The following is a 22,366-nucleotide window of genomic DNA, read 5'->3' as shown; positions in this document are numbered from 1 at the left end:
TACAGGCTATGCCCAGTGCATGGCCCACTGCATCTTGAGCTGAAAAAACAATGGTTCTTTTTTTTGTTGAACGATTTCTCTAAAAGGTACAACAAATAACCATTGCTTCATATTGCGCGCTGTTAAAATCGGCACAACGCGCCCAAAAAAAAGGGCATTCCCTCCATTTTGATGTAAAAAACGCCCCAGAACCGCACTTTTTGGGCAATGTTCTTCCTCTGGTATCATTTTTGGTACCTTGGTTTTTGTGATGTTAAAATGAAAGGTCCGTGTTGCACAGGAACCTCCCGGAAGGTTTTTTTGCTCCCATTATTTCGTGATTCCTTTCTTTTTGCCGACATTTCCGGTCCCAGGACCGGCCGTAGAAAGACCGAATTTTTAAATTAAAGGATTTATGATGTACCCAATGATGCAAAAGCGAATTTATTTGCCCGTATTGCTGTTCGCGTCCGCACTCCTATGTGCGCAGCAGCCCCAAACCACACTGCCGGAGGCTCCGGCCCCCAACAGCGGGATGCCGCCAACGGAAACTGTTTCCCCGGAGGACTTGGACATCTCTGCCGCCCGGGTACTGGAAAACTATCTGGCCGCCATTGGCGGTAAGGACAAGTTGGCCGCCGTAAAGAGCATTGCCATGTTGGCCACTGCCAATGTGCAGGGCAGTGTCTTGGAGCTGTGGCTGAAAAAAACGGCACAAGACCAGTTCATGCAGGACATCACGATGATGGGCAACGTCATGAGCCGGCAGGTACTTAACGGAAACGAGGGCTATGTATTGGTGCAGGGCCAGGAAAGGCAACTTGGCCCAGAAGAGATTGCGCGCATCAAGGAAGAGGCCGTGCCCTTCCCGGAAATGTACTACCTAAAAAAAGAGGGCATAACGCTCTTGGGAGTGGAGTCTTTCGGCGAAAAGAAGGCCTATGCCCTGAAAATCACGGAAAACAAAACCAATTATTACGATGTGGAAACCGGATTGAAGTTACGTGAAGTGAACAAAGCCGAAATCCAGGGGCAGCAAATGACACAGGTACTGGCGTACTACAATTACGACGAAGTGGCGGGCATTTATTTCCCCATGTTGTTCGTGCAGAGCACGGCCGGCCAAAATGTGGAGTTCAATGTGGGCGAAATATTGGTGAACGAAGGCGTGACCGATGCCGACTTTGAGTAATACCATTTCCCAATTGAAAATAAGCCGATAAATGGTTTCTTTTTACGCCCTACTTCAAAATAAAAATAAGCCGTAGCTCGGCCATGCCTGATTTTTCTTTTTCGCAGGCCAAAAAAATAATTCCATTTCTATGGCTGCATTTCAAACGAGAACTGGTATAAGACCGCCCTTGGGCCCGTTGTTTTCCGTACAGGAAACAAAAAACCCTTTCATCTTTATGGAAAGGGTTTTTTGTTTTGGTGCAAAACTGCCGTGCGGTTTACAAGGTGCGCAAGTATTCGGCAATGTTCCTGGTGTCTTCCTCAGAAAGGTTCTGGTTCAGCATGATGGCATTGTTGTACTCCTTGAGCAAGGCCTTGGCAATGGGATCTTCCTTGAGCATGCCGTCAGGGTTTATGATCATGTTCATGACCCACTCCGGGCTTCTACGCTCGTACACCCCTTTCAGTGCCGGGCCGATCATGCGTTTTTCGGGCATATGGCAGGCGGTACAGAGCATGTCGTACTTTGCCTTTCCGGCAGCGGCCATTTCCTGATCAATGTCGTCCGCAAAGCTCACGTCGGTGAATGGGCCCACGCCCTTGTTGTCCATGTCCACGGGAACCTCCCCGGAAGCATTGGTGGCTTTCACCTCTTTCTTGGTGCGGTTCATTTCAAAACCACCCTTTTTTTCCTCTTTCTTTTCACCGCAGCCCATCATTAGGGATCCCACGGCGATCATCATTAACAATTTCTTCATTTTTTGCTTTGGGTTTTAATGGTTTTCAATCAATTTAAATGAAACGGCAAGTTACGGATTTTTATTGGGAGGGCTTGCCAAAAAAGTTCAATTTGGTGCTCCAATGCAACGCATAAAGGCAAGCGCGCCAGCGGGAAGGGATAAAGGCCTGCCGCTTCCCAGCAACCACAATGCCCCGTGCACCCAGCGTGGTCCCCATTGCCAATTACAACAGGGAATTGAAGAATTCCACCGCCCTATGCTCGGAATACGTTTTGCCATTTGGCCCATAAAAGCCCACGTGCCCGCCGTGTTCCGGCATCTCCAAGTGCAAGTGCTCGTGTTCCCGGGCCACGTCCACAGGGTAGCAGGCATCACCAAGAAAAGAGTCGTTCTTGGCGTTGATGACCAGTGCGGGCAATTTCAGGTTTGGCAAAAACTGTAGAGCACTGCAACGGGCGTAGTAGTCCATGGCATCCTTGAAACCGTGGGCCCTACTGGTATATACATCATCAAAATCCTTTAAGGTCGCCACCCGATCAATGTCCGCATCGGAAAGGGTGCCGGGAAACATCTTCTGTTTTTGGCGCAATTTGGCCAGGAGGTTCTTTTTAAAGCGCAGGGCGTACAGGGCATTCTGTGGCGTGAGCAGGGCGGCGAGGGATTCCGCCAATTGGCAGGGCACCGAGACGGCCACGGCACCCCTTAGCTGTTCCGGGACCGTGTTCCCCTCGCCCAAATATTTTAAGATGAGATTGCCTCCCAAACTAAAGCCCTTCAGAAACAGATGTTCATATCCGCGCTTGGCGCACAGTGCCGTGATCACCTCTTTTAGATCTTCCGTGGCCCCGGAATGGTAAGAGCGGTACTTGTTGTTGGGCGTTCCGCTGCACCCCCTGAAATTTACCGCACACACATCATACCCTGCCCCATTGAGGGCTTTGGCGGCCCCCAACATATAGGCCCGCTGCGCATTGCCCTCCAGCCCGTGCAACAGCACCACGGCACGATCGGTGGGGGCGGCCGCATGGCTCCAGTCCAAATCCAAAAAATCCCCGTCTGGGAGATCAATGCGCTCCCTTTGCTGCACCACCCCTGGCACCCGGCGGAGCAAACCGGCGTACATGGTGCTCAGATGTCCATTTCGGTACAAAAGGGGAGGTCTGTAAGTATGGGGCACTAGGGGCATTTGCCAAAGGTAACGGTTATGGCTTTTCTTCTGTCAACAATTCAAAATTGGACCACGCCACAAAAATGCGGTACTGTCATAAAATCCAAGAAGATGGGCTCAAAGTGCCTCCAGGGCGGGCGCAAAGAGGGTGGCATAGGATTTTACAACATCCTGGTTAAATTCCTTTTCCTCGTTGATGCGTCCCAAACAGGGCGCAGCGGTTTTTTGTAGGATGATGGATTCCGTGGTGGGGTGCTCATCGCCACTGAAAAGCAGGGAGACATCATAGCCCTTTTGTTGCAGCCAGAAGACCGTGAGCAAGGTATGGTTGATGCTTCCCAGGTAATGCCTAGAGACCACAACCACCTTGTAATTGGGCAAGATGATGTCCACAATGGTATCCTCCTCGTTCAAGGGCACCAAAATGCCACCGGCACCCTCTATGACCAAGTGGTTGTCCGTCTTTGGTTCCTTGATGTGAAACCGGTCAATGTTCACCTTGTCCAGGGCTGCCGCCGCATGCGGACTCATCGGTGTTTTCAGGGCATAGCTGCTGGGGTGTATTTTGGTGCTGTCGTTGCCAATGAGCCTGGAAACTTTGTCACTGTCCGTGTCATCAAGATCGCCGGACTGTATGGGCTTCCAGTAATCGGCCTGGAGGGCTTCCGTGATAATGGCGGCGGCTATGGTCTTGCCCACCTCGGTGGAGATTCCGGTGACAAAAATACGTTTCATGGGTGTCCTGGTTTCGTGATTATGCCACAATTTAAACACTTATGTTTTCTTTTCTCAAAAAATGGGAAAAGTTTATAAAAAATCCCCTTGCGGCTGTAGTACACCTCAGATTTGGTGGCCTTGCAGTTGGGACAGACAATGGGGTGGCCAAGGTGATCTTGCGCGTAGGCCCGTATCTCATCGTAGATTTCCTGGGCGCGCTCCCTGTCTTTGGCATGCACCAGGAGCTTTACCCCACCTATGGCGTGGCTAATGAGCGGATCGGAGTTCAGGATATTCTCGTCGCGGAGAAACACGGGGATGCCCTCGGCCTCCAGCCTTCCCTTTATGGCCTGTACGTCTGCGACATACTCAAAGGCCGCCAATTGCACAAAGGTTTCTTTTGGGTCCATCACAAGAATTTAGAGAGTAGTTGCAGTACCAGACCGATCTCCTCTTTGCCATTGGTGCTGTGCAGGCAGAACCTGAGCCGTTCGGAGCCCTCGGGCACGGTGGGTGCCCGCATGGCCTTAACATCAAAGCCCTGGTCCCTGAGCATGCCGGACAGCTTGAGCACTTTGGCGTTCCCGGGCACCAAGCAGGCCCGTATGGCGCTGGAGCTCCCCACAAAGTGATGGGTCAATTTTTCGGCGGCCATCTTTTGCTCAAAAAAGTCCATGTTTTCGCGCAGGCAGAACATTTCCTTGGCCCCTTCGGCCTGCAAATGTTGGTAGGCCGCCAAAATGGTGGCCAAGGTATGCGGGGCCAGGGCCGTGGTGTAAATGAAGCTTCGGGCAAAATTGACCAGATACTGCACCAGGGCCTTACTTCCCAGTACGGCGGCACCGTGGGCCCCCAAGGCCTTGCCAAAAGTGACCGTACGGGCAAAGACCTCATCTTCCAGACCAAGGGAGGGCACCAAACCCTCGCCCCTCTGGCCCAAAACGCCCACGGCATGGGCCTCATCCACCACCAAGAGCGCCCCCGTGTCCTTGCAGAAAGCGGCCAAGGCGGCAAGATCGGGCGTATCCCCATCCATGGAGAAGACCGCTTCGGTTACCACATAGACCGTACTGTCCCCATGTAGGGCGTCTTTGAGCCCTGCGTGCTTTTTTTGCAGGTCCAACAGGTCATTGTGTTCAAACTTTACACATTTGGCCCTGCCCATGGCCATCCCATCACGGATACTGGCGTGCACGTGCGCATCATGGAGCACCACATCGTTACGCTGCGGCACCGCGCCAAAGAACCCTATGTTGGCATCGTAACCGGAGTTGAACACCAGGGCAGATTCGGCCCTGTGAAATTGGGCCAACAACAGTTCCAGATCCGCATACAAGGGGTGGTTTCCGGAGACCAGTCTGGAGCCGGTGGCACCGTTATGGGCAATGTTGGCACTGAGCAATAGCTGAAACGTTTTGCTGAACAAGGTTTCATTCCGGGCAAAGCCCAGATAATCGTTGGACGAGAAATCGACCAGCCCGGAAGTGTTCCCCAAGGTCCTTGATCCCAGGGAGGCCTCGCGTGCTTCCATTTTTTTCTGTAATCTTTCGGGTAACGCCTGCATGCTCCCAAAGGTAATCCATTGCCGCTTGCAATGAAACGGTATCCGATGGAAAAAATACCCTTCCCCCTGCTTTGGCATCAATTTGTTTTTTAAACCACCAAAAGCTACCTGTGTTTCCCATTTGGGCCGCTTTTGGTATCTTAGCCAACAAACCCGTACCGTATGCTGCGCTTTCTCATGCCCCTATGGCTCGCCTTGCCCATTTTGGTCCTTGGCCAGACCAACCGTTACCACATCTCCTTTGAAAATGCCGTGCACCACGAGGCCCAAATAACACTGCGGTTCGGCGCCCTGGACCAGGACACCCTGGAGGTAAGGATGCCACGTTCCTCGCCGGGCCGCTATGCCCTGCATGAATTCGCAAAGAACGTGTACCGTTTTAAGGCCACGGATGCCCAGGGCGCACCTTTGCCCATCTTTAGAAAAGACCCTTATTCTTGGTTCATCTATGGCCATAATGGCGAGGTGAACATCGCCTACACCCTTTTTGCCGATCGTGCGGACGGGACCTACTCCCAGATAGATGAAAGCCATGCCCACCTGAACATTCCCGCTACCTTCATGTATGCCCCAAGCTTAAAGGATAGGCCGATCGAGATCACCTTTGCCCTCCGGGAAGATCTGAATTGGAAAGTGGCCACCCAGTTGCCCCTGCTGTCGGGCAGCACCTACACGGCACCCAATTTGGCCTATTTTATGGACAGCCCCACGGAGATCAGTGATTTTGGCCTGAGGGAATTTACCCTGGACGGACAAAAAATACGTCTGGCGCTGCACCACCACGGCACAGAGGCGGAGTTGGACACCTATTTTGAAAAGGTAAAAAAAGTGGTGCTGGCCCAAAAAGAGGTGTACGGGGAACTGCCCAAGTTCGATTATGGCAGCTATACCTTCTTGGCCTGTTACCTGCCCCACGCCTCTGGAGACGGGATGGAACACCGAAACTCCACCATCCTTACCAGTACCCGATCCCTGGCCCAGGGCGGCATGGAGCGCAATATTGGCACGGTGAGCCACGAATTCTTCCACGCGTGGAACGTGGAGCGTCTTCGCCCCAAATCTTTGGAGCCCTTTGATTTCAGCAAGGCCAATATGAGCGGTGCCCTATGGTTCGCCGAGGGCTTTACCAGCTATTACACCAACCTTATCCTGTGCCGCGCGGGCCTGATCGCCCCGGCCGAATATGTCCAAGGCCTTAACCGTACCTTCAACTACGTCTGGAACTCCCCGGGCCGCCAGTTTTTTTCGCCGGTTGAAATGAGCCACCAAGCCCCTTTTGTGGACGCGGCCACCTCAGTGGATCCCGTGAACCGGGGAAACACCTTTATTAGCTACTATTCCTACGGCAGCATGCTGGGGCTTGCCCTGGACCTTGCGCTGAGACGGGAACAGTTGACCTTGGACGGATATATGAAATTGCTATGGGAAGCCTACGGCCGTAACGAGACGCCCTACACCCTGAACCAACTGCAGGAAAAGTTGGAGGCCTACGCCGGCGCGGCCCTTGCGGCCCATTTCTTTGAAAACTATGTTCACCAAAGCGGTATGCCCCCTTATGCGGACTTGTTCCAGAGCGTGGGCCTATTTTTGGCCCAGCCCGAACAGGACGCCTATTTTGGGGCAAATGCACAGATGGACGGGGAAGGGAAAGCCGTGATCAAGGGCTACCCAAAAATGGGTGGCCCCGCCTACAAGGCCGGACTTACCCGTGGAGACCAGCTGCTCACTGTTAACGGCAGCTCGTTCCCTAACACGGGGTCCTTTGCCGATTTTATGGGCACCTTTGCCATGGGTGATGCCTTGGACATCAGGTTTGTACGGCACGGCAAGGAACAAGGGACCAAGGTGGTTTTAACGGCCGATCCGGCTTACGAAATTGGCCTGATGGAGCAAACGGAAACAGCTCCCAGTCGGGAACAATTGAAACGCAGGGCGGCTTGGCTGGGCAGCAGCGCCCCTTAATGGCGAAACCATCGGTTTTCTCAAGATTTTGAGGTCATCTTGTGCTGGGACAACAGATTTACATGGTGGAGGTGTCCCCAGGGTAAGTCCCACGGGCTTGGGCGATCAGGGTTGCGGAGACGTTTGTTTGGCCGGGGGCACCTTCCGCTAAAACCGGGGCCCCAAGCTTTTATGCCCCGCCAGGGCTCAATTGCGGTCCTTGAGCACCAGAACGGGCACATTGCTGTGGTAGCTGAGCTGCTGTACCAAGGGCTTTCTGAAAAGGTTGCTGAAAAAATGGGTCTTCTGGTTAATGAAGGCCACCATGTCACTGTTCCTGCTCTCAATAAAGGCGTTGATGCCCGCCTGCACCTTAATGCCCTTGAGCTCGTGGAAGCTGTGGTCCACGTTGCCCAAAATGGATTCCAGCAGTTCCCGGCCCTCCAGCTGTTTCTGGTTGTACTTGTCAGATTTTTTAATGTGAAGGATGCAAATGTTGGCCCGGTGGAGTTCCGCCACACGGACCAGATAACGGAGTTCCCTACTTTTAAAGGGGCCCAACAAATCGGTTGGGAACACAATTTCCTTGGGCACCTTGATTTCTGCGGTATGCGGTATGGCCATCACGGGGCACTCGGTAATGCCCTCCATGATCATCAGGGCATTGGTGCCAAAAATAACGGTTTCCGAGCCCGTCTTTCCCTTGGTGCCCATGACCACCATCCCAATATCGTATTTGGCCACCGCATCCCGTACGGCCTCCAACAATTTCTTGTAAACAATTTTTGTCTTAAAGACATGGTCCGGATTCTTGGACATGGCCTTTACCCGCTCTAGAAAACCATCAAACTTTGCGCGTGCCTTTTCCTTGGCCACATCATGGGTGCCTTGGCCACGCTCGGGAATGATATAGGCCGAACTCTGCATGGAGAAGGGGTCCACGGTATACATGTGCAATAAATAGAAGGTACACGGAACCTTTTCATATAGGTTAAGCGCGTATTCAATGGCCTTCAGTGAATTGTCTGAGAAGTCCGTGGGCATCAAAATCTTCTTGTTCATCATAACCTGTAGGTCTTTTTGGTAAAATTAGTCCATTCGCAGCAATCATGCCATGATTCAAGTCACACTACATCCCGCAAAAACAAAAGCACCACTTGCGCATGACAAGGCAATGATATGGCAGGATATTGGCAACTCCCTTAAAAGTAGTAAAAAACTGGGAATTAAAGGAAGGTGACGGGATATGCAGTCATTGGGGCATTGGGCGGAAACGAGAAACCATTCCCTAGGCGGTGCTACGCCCCAAAAAACGCAATGCAACCAACATAAAAAAAATAAAGGATGACTCCCTAAGCGTGCCCACCACCGATGGAAAGCCAAAACTATTTGGCAGCGGAGCGCCGGGCATTATTGCCGGGAACATCATGGTCTTTAAGGGGATGTTGGTCAGCATTTCCGGACTGTTCCCCGCCGGACCGCAACAAGGGAACCTCCGCTTGGGTCACATAGCCGGCAACCAGATCATGGTCTTTTTGGCAGGAAGTTGATGTGATCGCGAGAAGTAGAAGGGGGAATGTAAACCATACATTCTTACGATGAGTGCCCATAAACGAAAAAGTGGTATTAAGATTATGGACTTAAAAATACGTCACCGAAAGTTTGCATCGTTGAAATCAACCATTTTTTCGATGAAATGCACTGTTTTGGTGCAGATATTACCGCTATCCCTCAACACATCCATCACTCCCCCAAAAAAAAGGACTGCTCTAAAGTGCATTTTAGACGGCGACAAGATAAAGGTGGCCTCCCGCTTAAAACATAAAAAAGGCATGGGCTATTTTAAGAATACGGGCACAGCCACTGGCCAATGGTTTTTAAAAGATCGATCAGGGTGGGTTACAATTGGGGTGTTATTTGGTTTTTATCAATTTTATTATTGTTTATCAATAATTTTATGAATAAATCTGCCCATTACCTAAGAATCGCAACTTTTTTTTTATTGATTGTACCGACATTTAAAATAATTTTCAACTTAAAGAAGATCGTTTCATCATTATGGTTGAATACCGCCCAAACAAGAACTGAGGAACTATCCAATATGGATGCCTTTGTTCTTCCCATGATTGAAGTTGGGCTTCATTTTTATCTTGTGCTCATTTTGGTCGGTGTTTTACGAACGGCCCAAGAGGCGGAGAAAAACGGTCTCTTTTCTCCTTCAAACATCAAAAGGTTCAAGAAGTTCGGAAAGGCACTTCTCGTATTCGCCTTGTTATCATTCTGTTTTGTTCTGATGTCTGATTGGACAGACCCCAATTATCCAGAAAGCATAGTATATGAAGGTAAAGTACAAAGTATGTCTTATCATCTCGGATATACCGTCGGTAGGGGTTTATCAAAACAAACCACGACCATTATCCTTGGCCTGCTCTTTTTTGTCCTGGCGGAGCTGGCTGAAGACGGCCATCGCCTTAAAAAAGAAAACGACCTAACCATTTAAAACGAAACCTATGACCCTATTTGGCCCAAAATCGCTATCGGAAATTCTCCATTACATCACAAAGACCATCGGGATGGTGCTGCTGTTGCTCTTCGCCTATGTGGGCATCTCTTTTCTCACCCATAACCATAGTGTGGAAGGTGGGCGTTATGCCATTCCCTTTTTTGGCAGTGCCATTGAAGGTGCTTATCATGTAAAAACCATGCTCACCGTTTGCCTTACCCTGCTCTTTCTGGCGGCCACGGCGCTTTCGCTGGCCTCCATTTTCAATGCCTTGAGGGTCTCGCCCATCTTTACGCCACGCTTCGTAAAAAGCCTACAACAGTTTACCGTTCTTATGGGTATCCTTGGCCCTGTCCTCTATCTTGTTGTTACCTTTGGCATTATGCAGCGGGGCCATTTTGCCAACGCGCACAACTTGATCTTGACCTTGCTTTTTGGCGCCATGGGATTCTTTTTGACGCACATCTGTAAAAAAGGGATGCAGGTACAACAAGAAAACGACCTAACCATTTAGTATGGGCATCACTATCCATTTGGACAAGGTCTTGGCAGACCGCAACATGAAGAGCAAGGAACTGGCGCAGGCCATTGGTCTCACCGAGGCCAACCTGTCCATTTTAAAGTCGGGCAAGGCCAAGGCGGTCCGGTTTTCCACCCTCTCTGCCATCTGTAGGGAACTGCGGTGCCAGCCGGGGGATATTTTGGTCTATACCGCTGCCGGGGACGGCCATAAAAAATAGGTTTTGCCCATTCTCTTTTTGAAAAGCAGTTAGGGAAATTGAATTTTTTCTTTGGGCAGTGGCCATGAAAAACAGGGCATAATACCAGTTCTCTTTTGAAATTCTGCCAAAGGAATTGAATTATTTTTTTTGGCCTGCGAAAAAGAAAAATCAGGCCTGGCCCGGCTACGGCTTATTTTTATTTTGAAGTAGGGCGTAAAAAGAAACCATTTCTTGGTTTATTTTCAATGGGGAAATGGTATTACCATTTGGCAGGGCAGGGCCCATACCGTACACTGTTGGCAACATATCCCTATTTTGCAAAGCCTAAAATGGTTTCAGGGAAGGCCTATTGCCAAACGGTACTTGAGCAAGATGCCATGTCCCGAAGCCGTTGGCCAAAACACTGAAATCACTGAATAACGAGCTTGGCGCTTCTCATGGTACCATTCACTTCTGTCTGCAGCACATAGATTCCAGGAACCAGCCCAGCTACTGAAATTCTCAGTACATTGTTACCGGCCACAATATCTTGGTTGTATGCCCTGGCCTGGACTCCGGTGATATCAAACAACTGTAAGGTGGTTACCCCAGCCTGTAGTGAGCTAAGTTCAATGGTAAGCAGTGCGCCCATTGGCAACGGATTGGGATACACCAAAAAATCCTCTTCCAACTCTGCAACCTCTTCAAATGAAAGTCTCAAACTTGTGGCATTTAACCGATCCTGTTCGGTGTAAAGATCATCTTCCAGTAACAGCCAAGCTAGATTTTCCCTAAAATGTTGTATTTCCGCATCGGCCGATTGTTCTTCTTCGAGGAAAATATCGGCGCTTACAGCATCCAGAGACCGTAACCTCACAGTTGCTACATCCGGCCCAATGTAACTTTGAATAGCTGCGAAGAACCTACCATTTTCAGTTCTATCAAAATTTATGGTGGTCGTGGTATGGTTCACGGCATTGACCAACTCTCCGCCCTGCCAACGGTTGGTGGGATCATTGGAAAAGGCTACCCAAGATATCCTTTCAACAGCATGGATATCATCTTGTGCCTCCTCTTCCTCCAAAGCCATGGTGAAACTCGCTTCAGATTTTGATTTGATCCTGGTTGAAACGGGGGTTGGATCCCTTAATGATGAAACTTGGGCAAACACCAAAGGAACCCCGTCATTAAAAGGAACATCAAACAAGATCTCTTCATCGGTGTGATCAACCGAACCAAAGCCTGCCTCTATCAGGGTGCCATCTTCCAATCTATGGGCTCCCTCTTCTACGGCCATCCACGAAATACGTTCAGGAAAATGAGCCCCATCCAAGTAAGACCATTCCTCTATCCTAACATCAAAACCTAAGGTTGTTATGGCCCTTACCCTAGTGGTGACCGGATCGGGTCCATTAAAGGATACCGGCCCCATGACCACAACCGGGTTCTCCATGGGGGTGGGAAAAGTAACCGTTACCCAATCTTCCCTGTCTTGCTGTTCTATTTCAACAGTACCCGATTGTACTATGAGCTGTCTGCCGTCTTCCGTTCCCGGATCGGTATCCGAGCTTACGGCGTTCAAAAAACCTTCGCGCCCAAAGGTCATGTATTCCAACACTTCTCCTGTAAAATAATGAATAATTTCCGCATCGCTGCATACCTCTTCCTGGATCAGAACCTCTACGGCACCGGAGTTCAGTTTCTGGTATCTCAAATTAATGATATCGCCACCGGTCATTCCATTTGTCTGCCCAATAAAAACTGTTTCATTACCGTATTTTTGATCAAACGTAAGGCTATTGAACTCTGTTGCCAAAGAATTTTGTACACGTTTAAATTCATAAGGGAGGCCTACGCCAGATTGGCCCTCTTCCATTGCCAACCAACCTACTTCTTCCTCTAACGCAAGCGTGTTGGACGTAGTCCTTAATCTGGCCGTAAACGAGTTGGTCGATACATTTTGAAATTCCAAGCGCGCGGCTCGCTCGCTGTCCATCGTTTGGATTTGTCCAAAGAGCAGCGGGCTTTCGCTAAATTCGCTGCCCATATTCACATCATTGGCTTCATTGGACAACATGCTCTTCCCGGCCACTATCTTAAGGTCTCCCTGCAAGGTGTGCACACCACGCTCAACCACCAAATAGGAAACTAATTCCTGAAAATGAACGCCATCCTGACAATCCCATTCATCTACTTGTATTTCGCATCCAGTGGGGGTAACATTCCTTACGCGGACCATGGCAGTCTGACTTCCGTTCATGGTTAAACCTCCGGCGATTATGATTGGATCGCTATAGCTGCCATTAAAGTTTACGCGCTGCCAATTGTGGTCCAAAGAAACACTGCCCACTTCCCCTATGACATTGTTGTCTTCTTGAAGACCTACTATCCAAGCTTCCAAGGCCGCAATATACTCTTGGTCCACGAAGCTCCTGCCCAATGGCGGCATGGCATCACTACCCGTAGAGACATCCCTGGCCCAAAGTTCCGACCCCGCAATATTTCCGGGGGCCACCACATTTGCCAGTCTGGATACACTGCTGGTCGGTGCCGTATTCAAAAGGTTTTGCTCCCTTAACGCAACGCTTAAACGAGCATCAAAAACAGCCTCCACCCCATTGTTCATGTGGCAATAAGCGCAATTGGCATCCAAGTAGGAGCGCACTTTAAATTCGTTGGTGGCCAAGGGGTCGTCCAAGGGAACATTATGGTAATAATCGTTGGGATCCCCGATATCTCGGTTAAACAGATTTAGGAAATTCCAAGTGTTCAATTGGTTGTCCGTGACACCAGTGGCCGCATAAAAGTAATTTCGGTTCAACTGCTGGGTATTTACGCCCAAGGCTTGGCCCGCATTGGGATTATGGCAGTTTAAACAATCGTTTTGGCTTGGATAGGTCCAAGTCTGGTTGTATTGCTCACCACCTATACCGGTAACCACAAAATCTTCGGTTGCACCTTCAAAAGCGACCAAATCTGCCTCAAGACCATTTGGCCTCCATTGATAGGTTACCCCGTAAACATTTCCTTGATCACCCACAATGGTAAACCTAGTTTCTATACGGCGTACATTGTCAGGTCTGTTTTTATCAAGTGCCAGCTCAAAATGCTTAATGAAGACCGTGCCCTCTGGAAATTCCCAAGGATTTTCCTCTGAAAATATGATTTGTTCGCGGGCCGCATTGAAATTTCCATCGGAAGGCAATGCGATCCACCTTAATTTTTCGGCATCGTCCGACCATAAAGGTGTATTTACCGTGTAAGGGAGAATTCCTGCGACTGTGGACAAGGTTGTCATGTTGGAAAATGCACCTGTTTGGGACAATAACGCTGGTATTTCGGAGGTTTCACCTTCGGTTTTGTTAAGGGCATAAAGCACCCCGTTTTGTCCTATCAACATAATATCTCCTGATGGTGTTTCAAAATAAGTAAAGGTCCGGGTTGGCCTTGCAGGGAAATCCTCAACCGTAACCTGGCCCGTACCTTCATCGAAATCAATCATCCAAACATTAACTGTTGATGCATCAGCGGCCAATATCTTACCGTACAGCTCAGGCCATTTATCTCCTCTATATACTGGGCCAACAATTATTGAACGTGCCAAACTCCGCTCCGGGGAGAAAACAGGCTCTGTCAGGTTTCCACGATAAGGGTTGGGTTCTGGTGCGGTTGGGCTACGGTTGTCCCAGGCAATCTCTCCGGTGGCCCCGACCCTATAGGGCCAACCAAAATTATCTCCATTGGAGACCCTATTGATCTCCTCACCGTTAGATGGCCCCACATCTGCGAACCAAGGCGTTCCCGTTAAGGGATCTATGGTCAGCTTCCAAGGGTTCCGCACCCCGAGGCTATAATATTCTTCCATTATTGAACCATTGGGGTCTAACCAGGGGTTGTCATTGGGAATCCAATATCCATTACCAGAGGTTTCACTCGGAAACACTTGGGGCAGGCGCTTTACCGGAGGGTGACTTCTTGTTGGATCCCTGTCCACGTCTATCCTTAAAATACCACCCAACAGGTTATTGTCTATTTCTTGGGTAAGGTTCATGATGGTATTGATATCATAACCTTCAGGATAGGGTGCGGAATTTCCGCCACTCCCATCACCCGATGTGATATATAAGAACCCGTCCAAGCCAAAAGCCAACTCACCATAAGAATGATAGGAGCCTGCCGGAACCCTTTGCCTTATCAGTACCTGTTCGGTATTAAGATCGATCGTACCAGACGCAGAAACCGTGAACCGACTTAAAAGCTTGTCCCTTCCATTTGGCAAATAGGTCATATACACATAACGACTGTTCGGTGATCCTGCCAAACCATAGTCCGGATGAAAAGCAAAGCCTTTAAAACCAAACCTATTATTGTTCTGAGACACCATTGAGGTTAAATCCCCGATCAAGGTAGTTCTGCCATCCACATTAAAATCATAGGAATACAATCTGCCCCTCCAGTCCAAGAAGGCCATGTTATTGGATCTTGGAATTCTCCTGGCGGAAATCACGTTCTCCATATCCGTGGCACTTTGTTCCGCCCAAGTCCAACTGGTATTGAGGTTATCTGGAAAGGTGCCATTTAAATAAGCACCCATCGGGGCAATGGAGGTAACGCCGGGGTCACCAAAAAAAGGCTTTAAAAAGGTAAAGGCAAGAAACAAAGGGAGCATTGAAAGCAATAGCGCGTTTCGTATGAAACGCCGCTTTCTTGCGGGTATTTTCTTTTTCATGGTTTGGCTAGTGATGAATAATATGACAATAAAGTGCTTCTTTCGTTCCAACGCACAAAAACATCGTTTTAATGCCCCATTTAGCCGTTTAAGGGTCGTATTAAAAGTAAACTACCTCGGTGCAAGCCCACGAGGCATTCACAAGAAACTGAATTTTAATTTCGAAGCAAGCCTCGGAGTATCAAACCCTTTGGCGGTGCCAATGAAAAGAACAATAGTCTTGGATGAAAACCCAAGCTCTTTGACAGTACCGCCTTGTTTTTCCAAAAAATGCTCTCTCCCCGTATTGGCGGGGCAAAAACCTGAAAATATGGAATAGGGAATGGTCAGGGAGACAATACCATTTTTCAATTGAACCTAAACCAAACTGGGGTGCCTTATTTTTTCTTTGTCGAAGGCAAAAAAAAGGTCAATTTCCTTGGCTGATTTCCAAAAGAGAACCGGTCTTAACCAAAAAACCTCGGCCAGAGGGCCGAGGTAAGTAGTTTCTATTTGTGAAAATTTCTCAATCTGCCAGGACAATGGCCCGGTTGTTCTTCATTTCAAGGGTACCGCTGCCAATGGACAAAAGGGTTCTGCCGGCGGCATCCACGGTGAATTTGTCTTTGTGCTCTTTTGCAATGGAAACGGTTCCTTCCAACTTTACCTGTCCTTTTTGCAAAAGCGATACAATGGGCTCGTGGTCCTTGAGCATCTGAAATTCCCCATTCACGCCGGGCACGGTAACGGATATGACCTCACCTGAGAACAAGGTAGCTTCCGGGGATACAATTTCTAAATACATATTTTTAAGGTATTGCGTACGCGGTAGAAAGTAAAAAGTGCTTACTGCCCATTACTTTGCACCTTGTACTAAAATTTAGGCTTCGGCCAGCATTTTCTCTCCGGCCTCAATGGCCTCTTCAATGGTTCCTTTTAGGTTGAAAGCAGATTCAGGGAGGTGATCTAACTCACCATCCATGATCATGTTAAAGCCTTTAATGGTTTCCTTGATATCTACCAGAACCCCGGGGATTCCCGTGAACTGCTCTGCCACGTGGAAGGGCTGCGACAGGAAGCGCTGCACCCGTCGTGCACGGCCCACGGCCAGTTTATCTTCTTCGGACAGTTCTTCCATCCCCAAGATGGCGATGATGTCCTGCAATTCCTTGTAGCGTTGCAACAGCTCTTTTACCCGCTGGGCACAGTCATAGTGCTCATTGCCCAAAATCTCGGGCGTAAGGATACGGGAGGTGGAGTCCAGGGGATCCACGGCGGGATAAATTCCCAACTCGGCAATTTTACGGGAAAGTACGGTAGTGGCATCCAGGTGGGCAAAGGTGGTGGCCGGTGCCGGATCCGTTAAGTCATCCGCGGGCACGTACACCGCCTGTACCGAGGTAATGGAACCTCTTTTGGTAGAGGTAATGCGTTCTTGCATTGCCCCCATTTCGGTGGCCAGTGTGGGCTGGTATCCCACCGCAGAGGGCATACGGCCCAATAGGGCGGACACTTCCGATCCCGCTTGGGTAAAGCGGAAAATGTTGTCCACAAAGAAGAGTACGTCCTTGCCCTGTCCCTCGCCGGCACCGTCACGGAAATACTCCGCAATGGTGAGTCCGGACAGGGCCACACGGGCACGTGCCCCGGGAGGTTCGTTCATCTGCCCAAAGACAAAGGTGGCCTTGGACTCCTTCATCATTTTTTTGTCCACTTTGGCAAGGTCCCAACCGCCCTCTTCCATGGAGTGCATAAAGTCGTCCCCATATTTAATGATGCCAGACTCCAGCATCTCGCGAAGCAGGTCGTTTCCTTCCCTGGTGCGTTCCCCTACCCCGGCGAACACGGAGAGCCCGCCATGGCCTTTGGCAATGTTGTTGATCAATTCTTGGATCAGTACGGTCTTGCCCACCCCGGCACCGCCAAAGAGGCCAATTTTACCTCCCTTGGCATAGGGCTCAATAAGGTCAATGACCTTGATTCCGGTAAACAGCACTTCGGTAGTGGTGGTCAGGTCTTCGAAAGCGGGTGCCTCACGGTGAATGGGAAGGCCGTCCTTGCCCGCCTTGGGCAGATCGCCCAATCCGTCAATGGCGTCACCGATCACGTTGAACAGGCGTCCGTACACATCGTCCCCTATGGGCATCTGTATGGCCGCTCCGGTGGCCACTACGTCGGTGCCGCGGCTCAATCCATCGGTGGAATCCATGGAAATGGTGCGCACGGTGTTTTCACCCACGTGCGACTGCACCTCCAACACCAATTTGGAACCATCTTCCCGTGCGATCTCCAACGAATCATAGATTTTTGGGATTTCCGAACCTGAATCAAACGCCACATCCACCACGGGACCAATGATTTGCGAAACCTTACCTGTTACTTTTGCCATTGCCTAAGCTATTTTTATTTTATGTTGAATTGGCCGTGGAAAAGGCCGTATTTTCCGGCTGCAAAGATAGGCCTTTCCATTTTAACCGGAAATAGTTTCCCCTGCTTTTTTGACCAACGCAAAAAGCGCCCAAAAAAGGCGCTTTTCCGTGCTTATTTCAAGGGGTTTACGGTAAGGCGGGCGAAAAATTGGTGGGGAAATCGCCCACATCCAAAAGATTGCCGCTGGCTTCAAAATTAGAGCCATAGGTGGCGTCAATGGCCTTCATGAACTCATTGGCGATCAGGGCGTATCCCCTGGCGGTGGGATGTATGCCATCCAGGGAGAAACCACCTCCGGTGACCAAGTTGGCCGTAAGGGTGTAGTCTCCGCTGGTAATGCCTCCCGCCGCCAGTTGGTTCAACAGGGCGTTGGCATCCACAAAGGCAAGTCCGGCGCTACTGGCCACACTGGCAATGATCTGGTTAAAGGCCGCCGTGGCGGTGGCAATTTCTTCCTGCTCCGAGGGAAGCAACACCCATTTGTCTTCCAGGGGCAGGGTAATGCCTTCCACGGCAAACTGCCCGGCCAGTGCCTGGGGCAACCCCTGGGCCACCAGCCCGGCCACCACGTCCATGTTGGGCGTGCCAATGACGGAGGCACTGGTCAGTACAAAAAGATCGTCCTCCGTGGCCTCACGCGCCTGTCCGTAGGTGGTTCCCAAAAGCCCGGCCACCAAGGGCGCCGCTTGTGCCGGCAGGCCAAAGGACTGCACAAAGGCAGGAAAGGTGGGGCTGGCCAGCAGCACCCCGGTGATCTGCGCGGCAAGGTCGGGCAGGGTCTCATCCCTGATAATGACCTCACTCGCCTCCGTAGTGGAGAATTCAATGGCCCGCTCGGGAACCTGCAAAAAGGCAAACACCTGGTTTAGCTGGCCAAAGATGCCGTTCAGCGTGGGGATTTGGGGCCCAAAGGCCTCATCTGTGGGATCCAAAGGGTTGTGCGGTACGGTGGTAAAGTGGGGAATGCTCGTAACATCTGGGATGTTGGCCACCACACCTTGGCGGCCCCCTTCGGTAAGCAGGGCCACCAAAGCACCATAGGTGCCATCAAAGCCCACCCCGGGCGCTCCGCTAACGGGAGTGATGGGGTTGGTGCCATCGCCACCGGTGGTGGCATAGCCCAGTACGTCATTGTTGCCGATCCACAGGGAAAAGAAGGAGGGCTGCTGGGCCAGGGCCAGTTCAATGACGCTGGCATCCGGGGTGCTCCCGGTCATCCTCACAAAGAAGGGATTGGCCAGCCCCAAGGCCACGTTGCCCACATTGCCATAACCGGGCGCCAGCAAATGGAAGCTCTTGGCCCCGGGCACGCCCATGTTGTTGAAAGGGCCCGTGGGGTTGTTCAGTACAATGTCTGTCCCTACGGTAACCTCACCGATAACGGTTTCCAAGCCCACCGGGCCGGCCCCTCCAAAGACCAATCTAGGGTCTTGAATGCGTGTCCCATTCAATGCCAGGCCACCAAAATTGTCACTGGTGAGCGGCTGGGCAAAACTACCGCCGCCCGCCAGGGCAAATTTCTGGGAAAGAAGGTTGGGCAAGGAGAAATTCTGGCTCGCCCTGAAGAGCGATCCATCGGTAAACCCTGCGGTAAGGGAGTTGCCCACGGCCACATAATTGGAGAAATCTGCCGATCCGGCGCTCAGTTCCGGTAAGGGCGCCGCCTCCATAATGGGGTTCAGGTCCACATCTTCGGGATCGTTGCAAGCGGCAAAGAAAAAGGGCACTGCGGCCAGCGCTATATATTTAAATCTTTTCATGGTAATTGAGTGTTTTCCGTTAGTTGTTGATGATCCAGGAGGCGTAGTAAATGGAACCGACAAAGCCCGTTCCAAATGCGGTGAAGTACTCATCGCCCAAGAGGTTGTTGGCCCCGATCTTAAAGACCGATTTTATCTTGGGCACCGCATAGTTGATCTGTGCGTCCACCACATGGAACTCGGGGATGAGCCCGTTGCCAAAAGTGGCTTCCCAATAATAGTCGTCACTGAACCGGTAATTCACGTTGAACCCGAAGTTCTTGAACAGTTCCGTGTGGCCAAAGGAGGCCTTGAACTGATGCTCGGGGGTATTGAACTGCACCTGAAAATCGGGGTTGGCGGCGCGATCAAAATCCAAACGGGTAAAGGTATAGCTACCGCTCAGGTCAAAACCGCCCAACACCTTGGCACTGAGGCCCAGGGAAGCACCGTAGGAGGCAATGTCGGCATCGGAATTGGTGTAGGCCTGGTAGGTGACAAAATCACTATTGGCCAAGGCCGCCAAAGAAAGGGAGTTGTCTCCCACCGTGCCGTACAAGGGGGCAATGACGTTCTCTGGAGACAGGAAGTCCCGATACTGGTTGTAATAGGTGCTAAAGTCAATGACCAGTTTATCTACCTTGCCCCGGTACCCCACCTCTACGGAAGTGACCTGCTCGGGCTGCACCACATCGGGGCTGCCAATTTCAATGTCCGCAACATTGCCACTGGCGGCAAAGCGCTGTACGGAGTTCGCGGAGAAGGAATTTTCATAGGCGGCCCTGCCCGTTTGGGTAAGATTGGCCGGTTGCCCCAACAATTGGCCGCCACGGCTCACCTCGTATTCCCTGGAGTACCGGTCCAAATTGTCCGGTGCCGCGCCCACCAAAATGGCCCTACCGGCATCTAGGCCAATGAAGAGGTCCTGGGTGGTGGGGTTTCGGAAGCCTGTCTGTACGGAGGCCCTGATGTTGTGGTTTCTGTTCAGGGTATAGCCTGCTGAAAATCTGGGTGAGAAAAAGCCATCGAAAAACTGATTTTTATCGTAGCGCAAGGACCCTGTGAGCTTCAGGCTCTGGTCTCCGGCCAACTCAATGTTTTTTTGCATCTGGGTGTACAGACCAAATTCATTGTATTCAATGGGCCCGTCCGTATCCGTGTAAATGGTGCCAAAGGAATTCAACCTAAACTGCCTAAAGGAACCGCCCACCTGCACCTCGGCCCAATCCCACAGGTGTCCAAAATTGTAGTTGGCATCCGCATGGTAGTACTTGGAGGCGTCCCTGAACTGGGAGCCACGGGAAAGGTCCGGATCGCGAATCACCCGGTCAAAGGCCTCCTGAAAACCGGCCGTTCCGGGCAACAGCCTTCCTGTCTCCGCTTGGGCCCGGGCCGCGGCATGTGCCTGCTCTTGGGTGGCACCGGCCAAGGTGGCCTGTACAAAAGTGCCCGTATATTCGCCAAACCAGGTATTGTCATCCTTCCACGAACGGTTGATGTTGATCCCGGTAAAGACCATGTCATAGGAATCCCCGGCCTTATCGCCCACCATATAGCCGCGGACAAAGAAATTATCGTTCCTGATTTCAAATTTATGTTGCTCTTGAAAGAAATTGGCAATGTTATAGCGGTTGGTACCTTGGTAAATGGTGTTTCCCGTGCCCACTTTCCCCACATAGGAAAGTTCCAGGCTATTGCCCTCTATGGGGCGATAGAACAAGCCCCAATCCGTTTTGATGCTCTGTGCGGTATAATCCGTTAGATCCCGTTCGTTGTACCCCGTTCTGCTCACTTGCACCGAGGGCACCAGGGCATTGGCCCCGGCCGGAAGGATGCCCAGGCCTTCCAAGGTAAGGGCCACATCCTTGATGTCCGTTGAAACCTCATCCCCATAAACGTTGATGCCATCGTAATTGAGGGCGTCCCGTGTTCTACCGGGCATGAAACGGTCCACCTCACTGGTGGCGGCCCAATCGGTGCCGTCCAGGTACCCAAAGTTCCACTTTATGGCAAATTTGTCACTGAATTTATGTGCTGCGCGAATGCCTACATCGGTGTATGCATTGTTCCCGGCCGCCTCTTGGGAGGTAAAGCCGCGCTTTACCGAGGCACTGATCCCGGTATAGTCGAACGGGCTCTTGCTGCGCATGAACAGGATGCCGTTAAAGGCGTTGGCCCCGTACAGGGCAGAGGCCGCACCGGGCAGCAGTTCCACGCTGAGCACATCGGGCTCAACGAGTCCGGCCAAGTTCCCAATGGGGAAGTTCAGTGCGGGGGTACTGTTGTCCATCCCATCCACCAACTGCATGAAGCGCGTATTGGCAAAGGTGGCAAAACCACGGGTGTTGACCGATTTAAAAGTTAAACTGTTGGTATTGATGTCCACACCCTTGAGGTTCTCCAGACCCCCGTAGAAATCGGCCGAAGCGGTATTTCTGATCGCTTCGAGGCCCATGCGCTCTACCGTTACGGGCGATTCAAAAATACGCTCCGGGGTACGGGAAGCGGAGATGACCACCTCGTCCAAAAAGGTCTGTGCCTCCCTTAGGATCACATTGATGGTCTGGTTGTTCTGGGTCACGGGCACCACTTCCTCGGTGTATCCCAAACTGGTGATCCGGAGCTCAAAGGGGGGCGTTTCCGAAGTGTTCAGGGCAAAGTTCCCGTCAAAATCGGTCACCGTGCCCACGGTGGTGCCCACCACCACAATGTTGGCGGCGGGAATTGGAACATTGTTTTCGTCCATGACGGTTCCGTTGATGGTGGTTTGGGCGTGCCCAAGGGAGCCCATCAACATCAATGTTAAAAGAAGTACTGTTCTCATTCGTTGTTGCGTTAGTTTAGTTCGGGGTTTCTATGAAGTTAAAAGGTTTTCTCTGGCCCTACAAGCTGTTTTTAAGACCGTATTAACATCGAAGATAATGATTATTTTAAACTGAAAATAAGAAATACCGGGAAATTATGCGTGCATAATATTTTTTTGATGATCCAATGCCCTCAAAA

19 protein-coding genes are annotated in these 22,366 nt (G+C 50.8%); 7 read left to right on the top strand and 12 right to left on the bottom strand.

Translation table 11 applies throughout. The features are described 5' to 3' along the window. Nucleotides 1-6: 6 nt before the first annotated feature. A complete protein-coding gene (locus tag ACKWCC_RS04350; protein ID WP_413994684.1) occupies nucleotides 7-228 on the bottom strand; it encodes a hypothetical protein in 222 nt (73 codons plus the stop codon). Between the two features lie 166 nt (nucleotides 229-394). On the opposite strand from ACKWCC_RS04350, the gene ACKWCC_RS04345 reads away from it, so the two are divergent. Then, nucleotides 395-1,171: a hypothetical protein gene (locus ACKWCC_RS04345; protein ID WP_413994683.1), complete on the top strand. Its 777-nt coding sequence runs from the start codon at nucleotides 395-397 to the stop codon at nucleotides 1,169-1,171. Between the two features lie 259 nt (nucleotides 1,172-1,430). Here ACKWCC_RS04345 and ACKWCC_RS04340 read toward each other — a convergent pair whose 3' ends face one another. The 5 genes from ACKWCC_RS04340 to ACKWCC_RS04320 all read right to left on the bottom strand — a co-directional run bounded on the left by ACKWCC_RS04340 (nucleotide 1,431) and on the right by ACKWCC_RS04320 (nucleotide 5,308). Continuing rightward, entirely contained in the window at nucleotides 1,431-1,910 is a 480-nt protein-coding gene (locus ACKWCC_RS04340) for a c-type cytochrome (RefSeq protein WP_413994682.1), read from the bottom strand. 205 nt (nucleotides 1,911-2,115) lie between these two features. Beyond that, nucleotides 2,116-3,078: a YheT family hydrolase gene (locus ACKWCC_RS04335; protein WP_413994681.1), complete on the bottom strand. Its 963-nt coding sequence runs from the start codon at nucleotides 3,076-3,078 to the stop codon at nucleotides 2,116-2,118. A gap of 99 nt (nucleotides 3,079-3,177) precedes the next feature. Beyond that, complete coding sequence (gene bioD, locus ACKWCC_RS04330) at nucleotides 3,178-3,795, bottom strand: dethiobiotin synthase (protein WP_413994680.1); 618 nt, start codon at nucleotides 3,793-3,795, stop codon at nucleotides 3,178-3,180. Then, nucleotides 3,792-4,187 (bottom strand): putative signal transducing protein, encoded by a 396-nt coding sequence (locus ACKWCC_RS04325; RefSeq protein WP_413994679.1) that lies wholly within the window; start codon nucleotides 4,185-4,187, stop codon nucleotides 3,792-3,794. The genes bioD and ACKWCC_RS04325 overlap by 4 nt, the downstream gene beginning before the upstream one ends. Further along, entirely contained in the window at nucleotides 4,187-5,308 is a 1,122-nt protein-coding gene (locus tag ACKWCC_RS04320) for an aminotransferase class I/II-fold pyridoxal phosphate-dependent enzyme (protein WP_413994678.1), read from the bottom strand. The genes ACKWCC_RS04325 and ACKWCC_RS04320 overlap by 1 nt, the downstream gene beginning before the upstream one ends. Before the next feature lie 195 nt (nucleotides 5,309-5,503). Between ACKWCC_RS04320 and ACKWCC_RS04315 the strand changes: the two genes are divergently transcribed. Continuing rightward, nucleotides 5,504-7,303, top strand: a complete 1,800-nt coding sequence (locus ACKWCC_RS04315) for a M61 family metallopeptidase (RefSeq protein WP_413994677.1) — start codon at nucleotides 5,504-5,506, stop codon at nucleotides 7,301-7,303. Nucleotides 7,304-7,489: 186 nt separating this feature from the next. Here ACKWCC_RS04315 and ACKWCC_RS04310 read toward each other — a convergent pair whose 3' ends face one another. Continuing rightward, nucleotides 7,490-8,347 (bottom strand): universal stress protein, encoded by an 858-nt coding sequence (locus tag ACKWCC_RS04310; RefSeq protein WP_413994676.1) that lies wholly within the window; start codon nucleotides 8,345-8,347, stop codon nucleotides 7,490-7,492. A gap of 230 nt (nucleotides 8,348-8,577) precedes the next feature. Between ACKWCC_RS04310 and ACKWCC_RS04305 the strand changes: the two genes are divergently transcribed. The 4 genes from ACKWCC_RS04305 to ACKWCC_RS04290 all read left to right on the top strand — a co-directional run bounded on the left by ACKWCC_RS04305 (nucleotide 8,578) and on the right by ACKWCC_RS04290 (nucleotide 10,525). Then, nucleotides 8,578-8,832, top strand: coding sequence for a hypothetical protein (locus tag ACKWCC_RS04305; protein WP_413994675.1), 255 nt, complete (start codon nucleotides 8,578-8,580; stop codon nucleotides 8,830-8,832). A gap of 407 nt (nucleotides 8,833-9,239) precedes the next feature. Continuing rightward, nucleotides 9,240-9,782 carry a DUF2975 domain-containing protein gene (locus ACKWCC_RS04300; RefSeq protein WP_413994674.1) on the top strand — a complete coding sequence of 181 codons (543 nt, stop codon included), beginning with the start codon at nucleotides 9,240-9,242 and terminating at the stop codon, nucleotides 9,780-9,782. 10 nt (nucleotides 9,783-9,792) lie between these two features. Then, nucleotides 9,793-10,299, top strand: coding sequence for a hypothetical protein (locus ACKWCC_RS04295; protein WP_413994673.1), 507 nt, complete (start codon nucleotides 9,793-9,795; stop codon nucleotides 10,297-10,299). Between the two features lies 1 nt (nucleotide 10,300). After that, the gene (locus ACKWCC_RS04290) at nucleotides 10,301-10,525 is read left to right on the top strand and encodes a helix-turn-helix domain-containing protein (protein ID WP_413994672.1); all 225 of its coding nucleotides are present in this window, start codon (nucleotides 10,301-10,303) and stop codon (nucleotides 10,523-10,525) included. Nucleotides 10,526-10,916: 391 nt separating this feature from the next. Here the strand turns inward: ACKWCC_RS04290 and ACKWCC_RS04285 are convergent, their stop codons facing one another. Then, nucleotides 10,917-14,891, bottom strand: a complete 3,975-nt coding sequence (locus ACKWCC_RS04285) for a PQQ-dependent sugar dehydrogenase (protein WP_413994671.1) — start codon at nucleotides 14,889-14,891, stop codon at nucleotides 10,917-10,919. A gap of 196 nt (nucleotides 14,892-15,087) precedes the next feature. On the opposite strand from ACKWCC_RS04285, the gene ACKWCC_RS04280 reads away from it, so the two are divergent. Continuing rightward, nucleotides 15,088-15,534 (top strand): hypothetical protein, encoded by a 447-nt coding sequence (locus ACKWCC_RS04280; RefSeq protein WP_413994670.1) that lies wholly within the window; start codon nucleotides 15,088-15,090, stop codon nucleotides 15,532-15,534. Between the two features lie 186 nt (nucleotides 15,535-15,720). On the opposite strand, the gene ACKWCC_RS04275 is transcribed toward ACKWCC_RS04280, so the two are convergent. The 4 genes from ACKWCC_RS04275 to ACKWCC_RS04260 form a co-directional block, all read right to left on the bottom strand. Further along, nucleotides 15,721-15,999 carry a F0F1 ATP synthase subunit epsilon gene (locus tag ACKWCC_RS04275; RefSeq protein WP_413994669.1) on the bottom strand — a complete coding sequence of 93 codons (279 nt, stop codon included), beginning with the start codon at nucleotides 15,997-15,999 and terminating at the stop codon, nucleotides 15,721-15,723. Between the two features lie 75 nt (nucleotides 16,000-16,074). Beyond that, nucleotides 16,075-17,583, bottom strand: a complete 1,509-nt coding sequence (gene atpD / locus ACKWCC_RS04270) for a F0F1 ATP synthase subunit beta (RefSeq protein ID WP_413994668.1) — start codon at nucleotides 17,581-17,583, stop codon at nucleotides 16,075-16,077. A gap of 166 nt (nucleotides 17,584-17,749) precedes the next feature. Then, nucleotides 17,750-19,384 (bottom strand): SGNH/GDSL hydrolase family protein, encoded by a 1,635-nt coding sequence (locus ACKWCC_RS04265; RefSeq protein WP_413994667.1) that lies wholly within the window; start codon nucleotides 19,382-19,384, stop codon nucleotides 17,750-17,752. Between the two features lie 19 nt (nucleotides 19,385-19,403). After that, nucleotides 19,404-22,187, bottom strand: coding sequence for a TonB-dependent receptor (locus tag ACKWCC_RS04260; protein WP_413994666.1), 2,784 nt, complete (start codon nucleotides 22,185-22,187; stop codon nucleotides 19,404-19,406). Nucleotides 22,188-22,366 lie beyond the last annotated feature (179 nt).

Origin of the sequence: Maribacter aquimarinus (assembly GCF_047345505.1) — a bacterium.
Taxonomy (GTDB): domain Bacteria; phylum Bacteroidota; class Bacteroidia; order Flavobacteriales; family Flavobacteriaceae; genus Maribacter.
The sequence above is the reverse complement of the archived record's forward strand: the minus strand, read 5'-3'. Positions and strand labels throughout refer to the sequence as shown.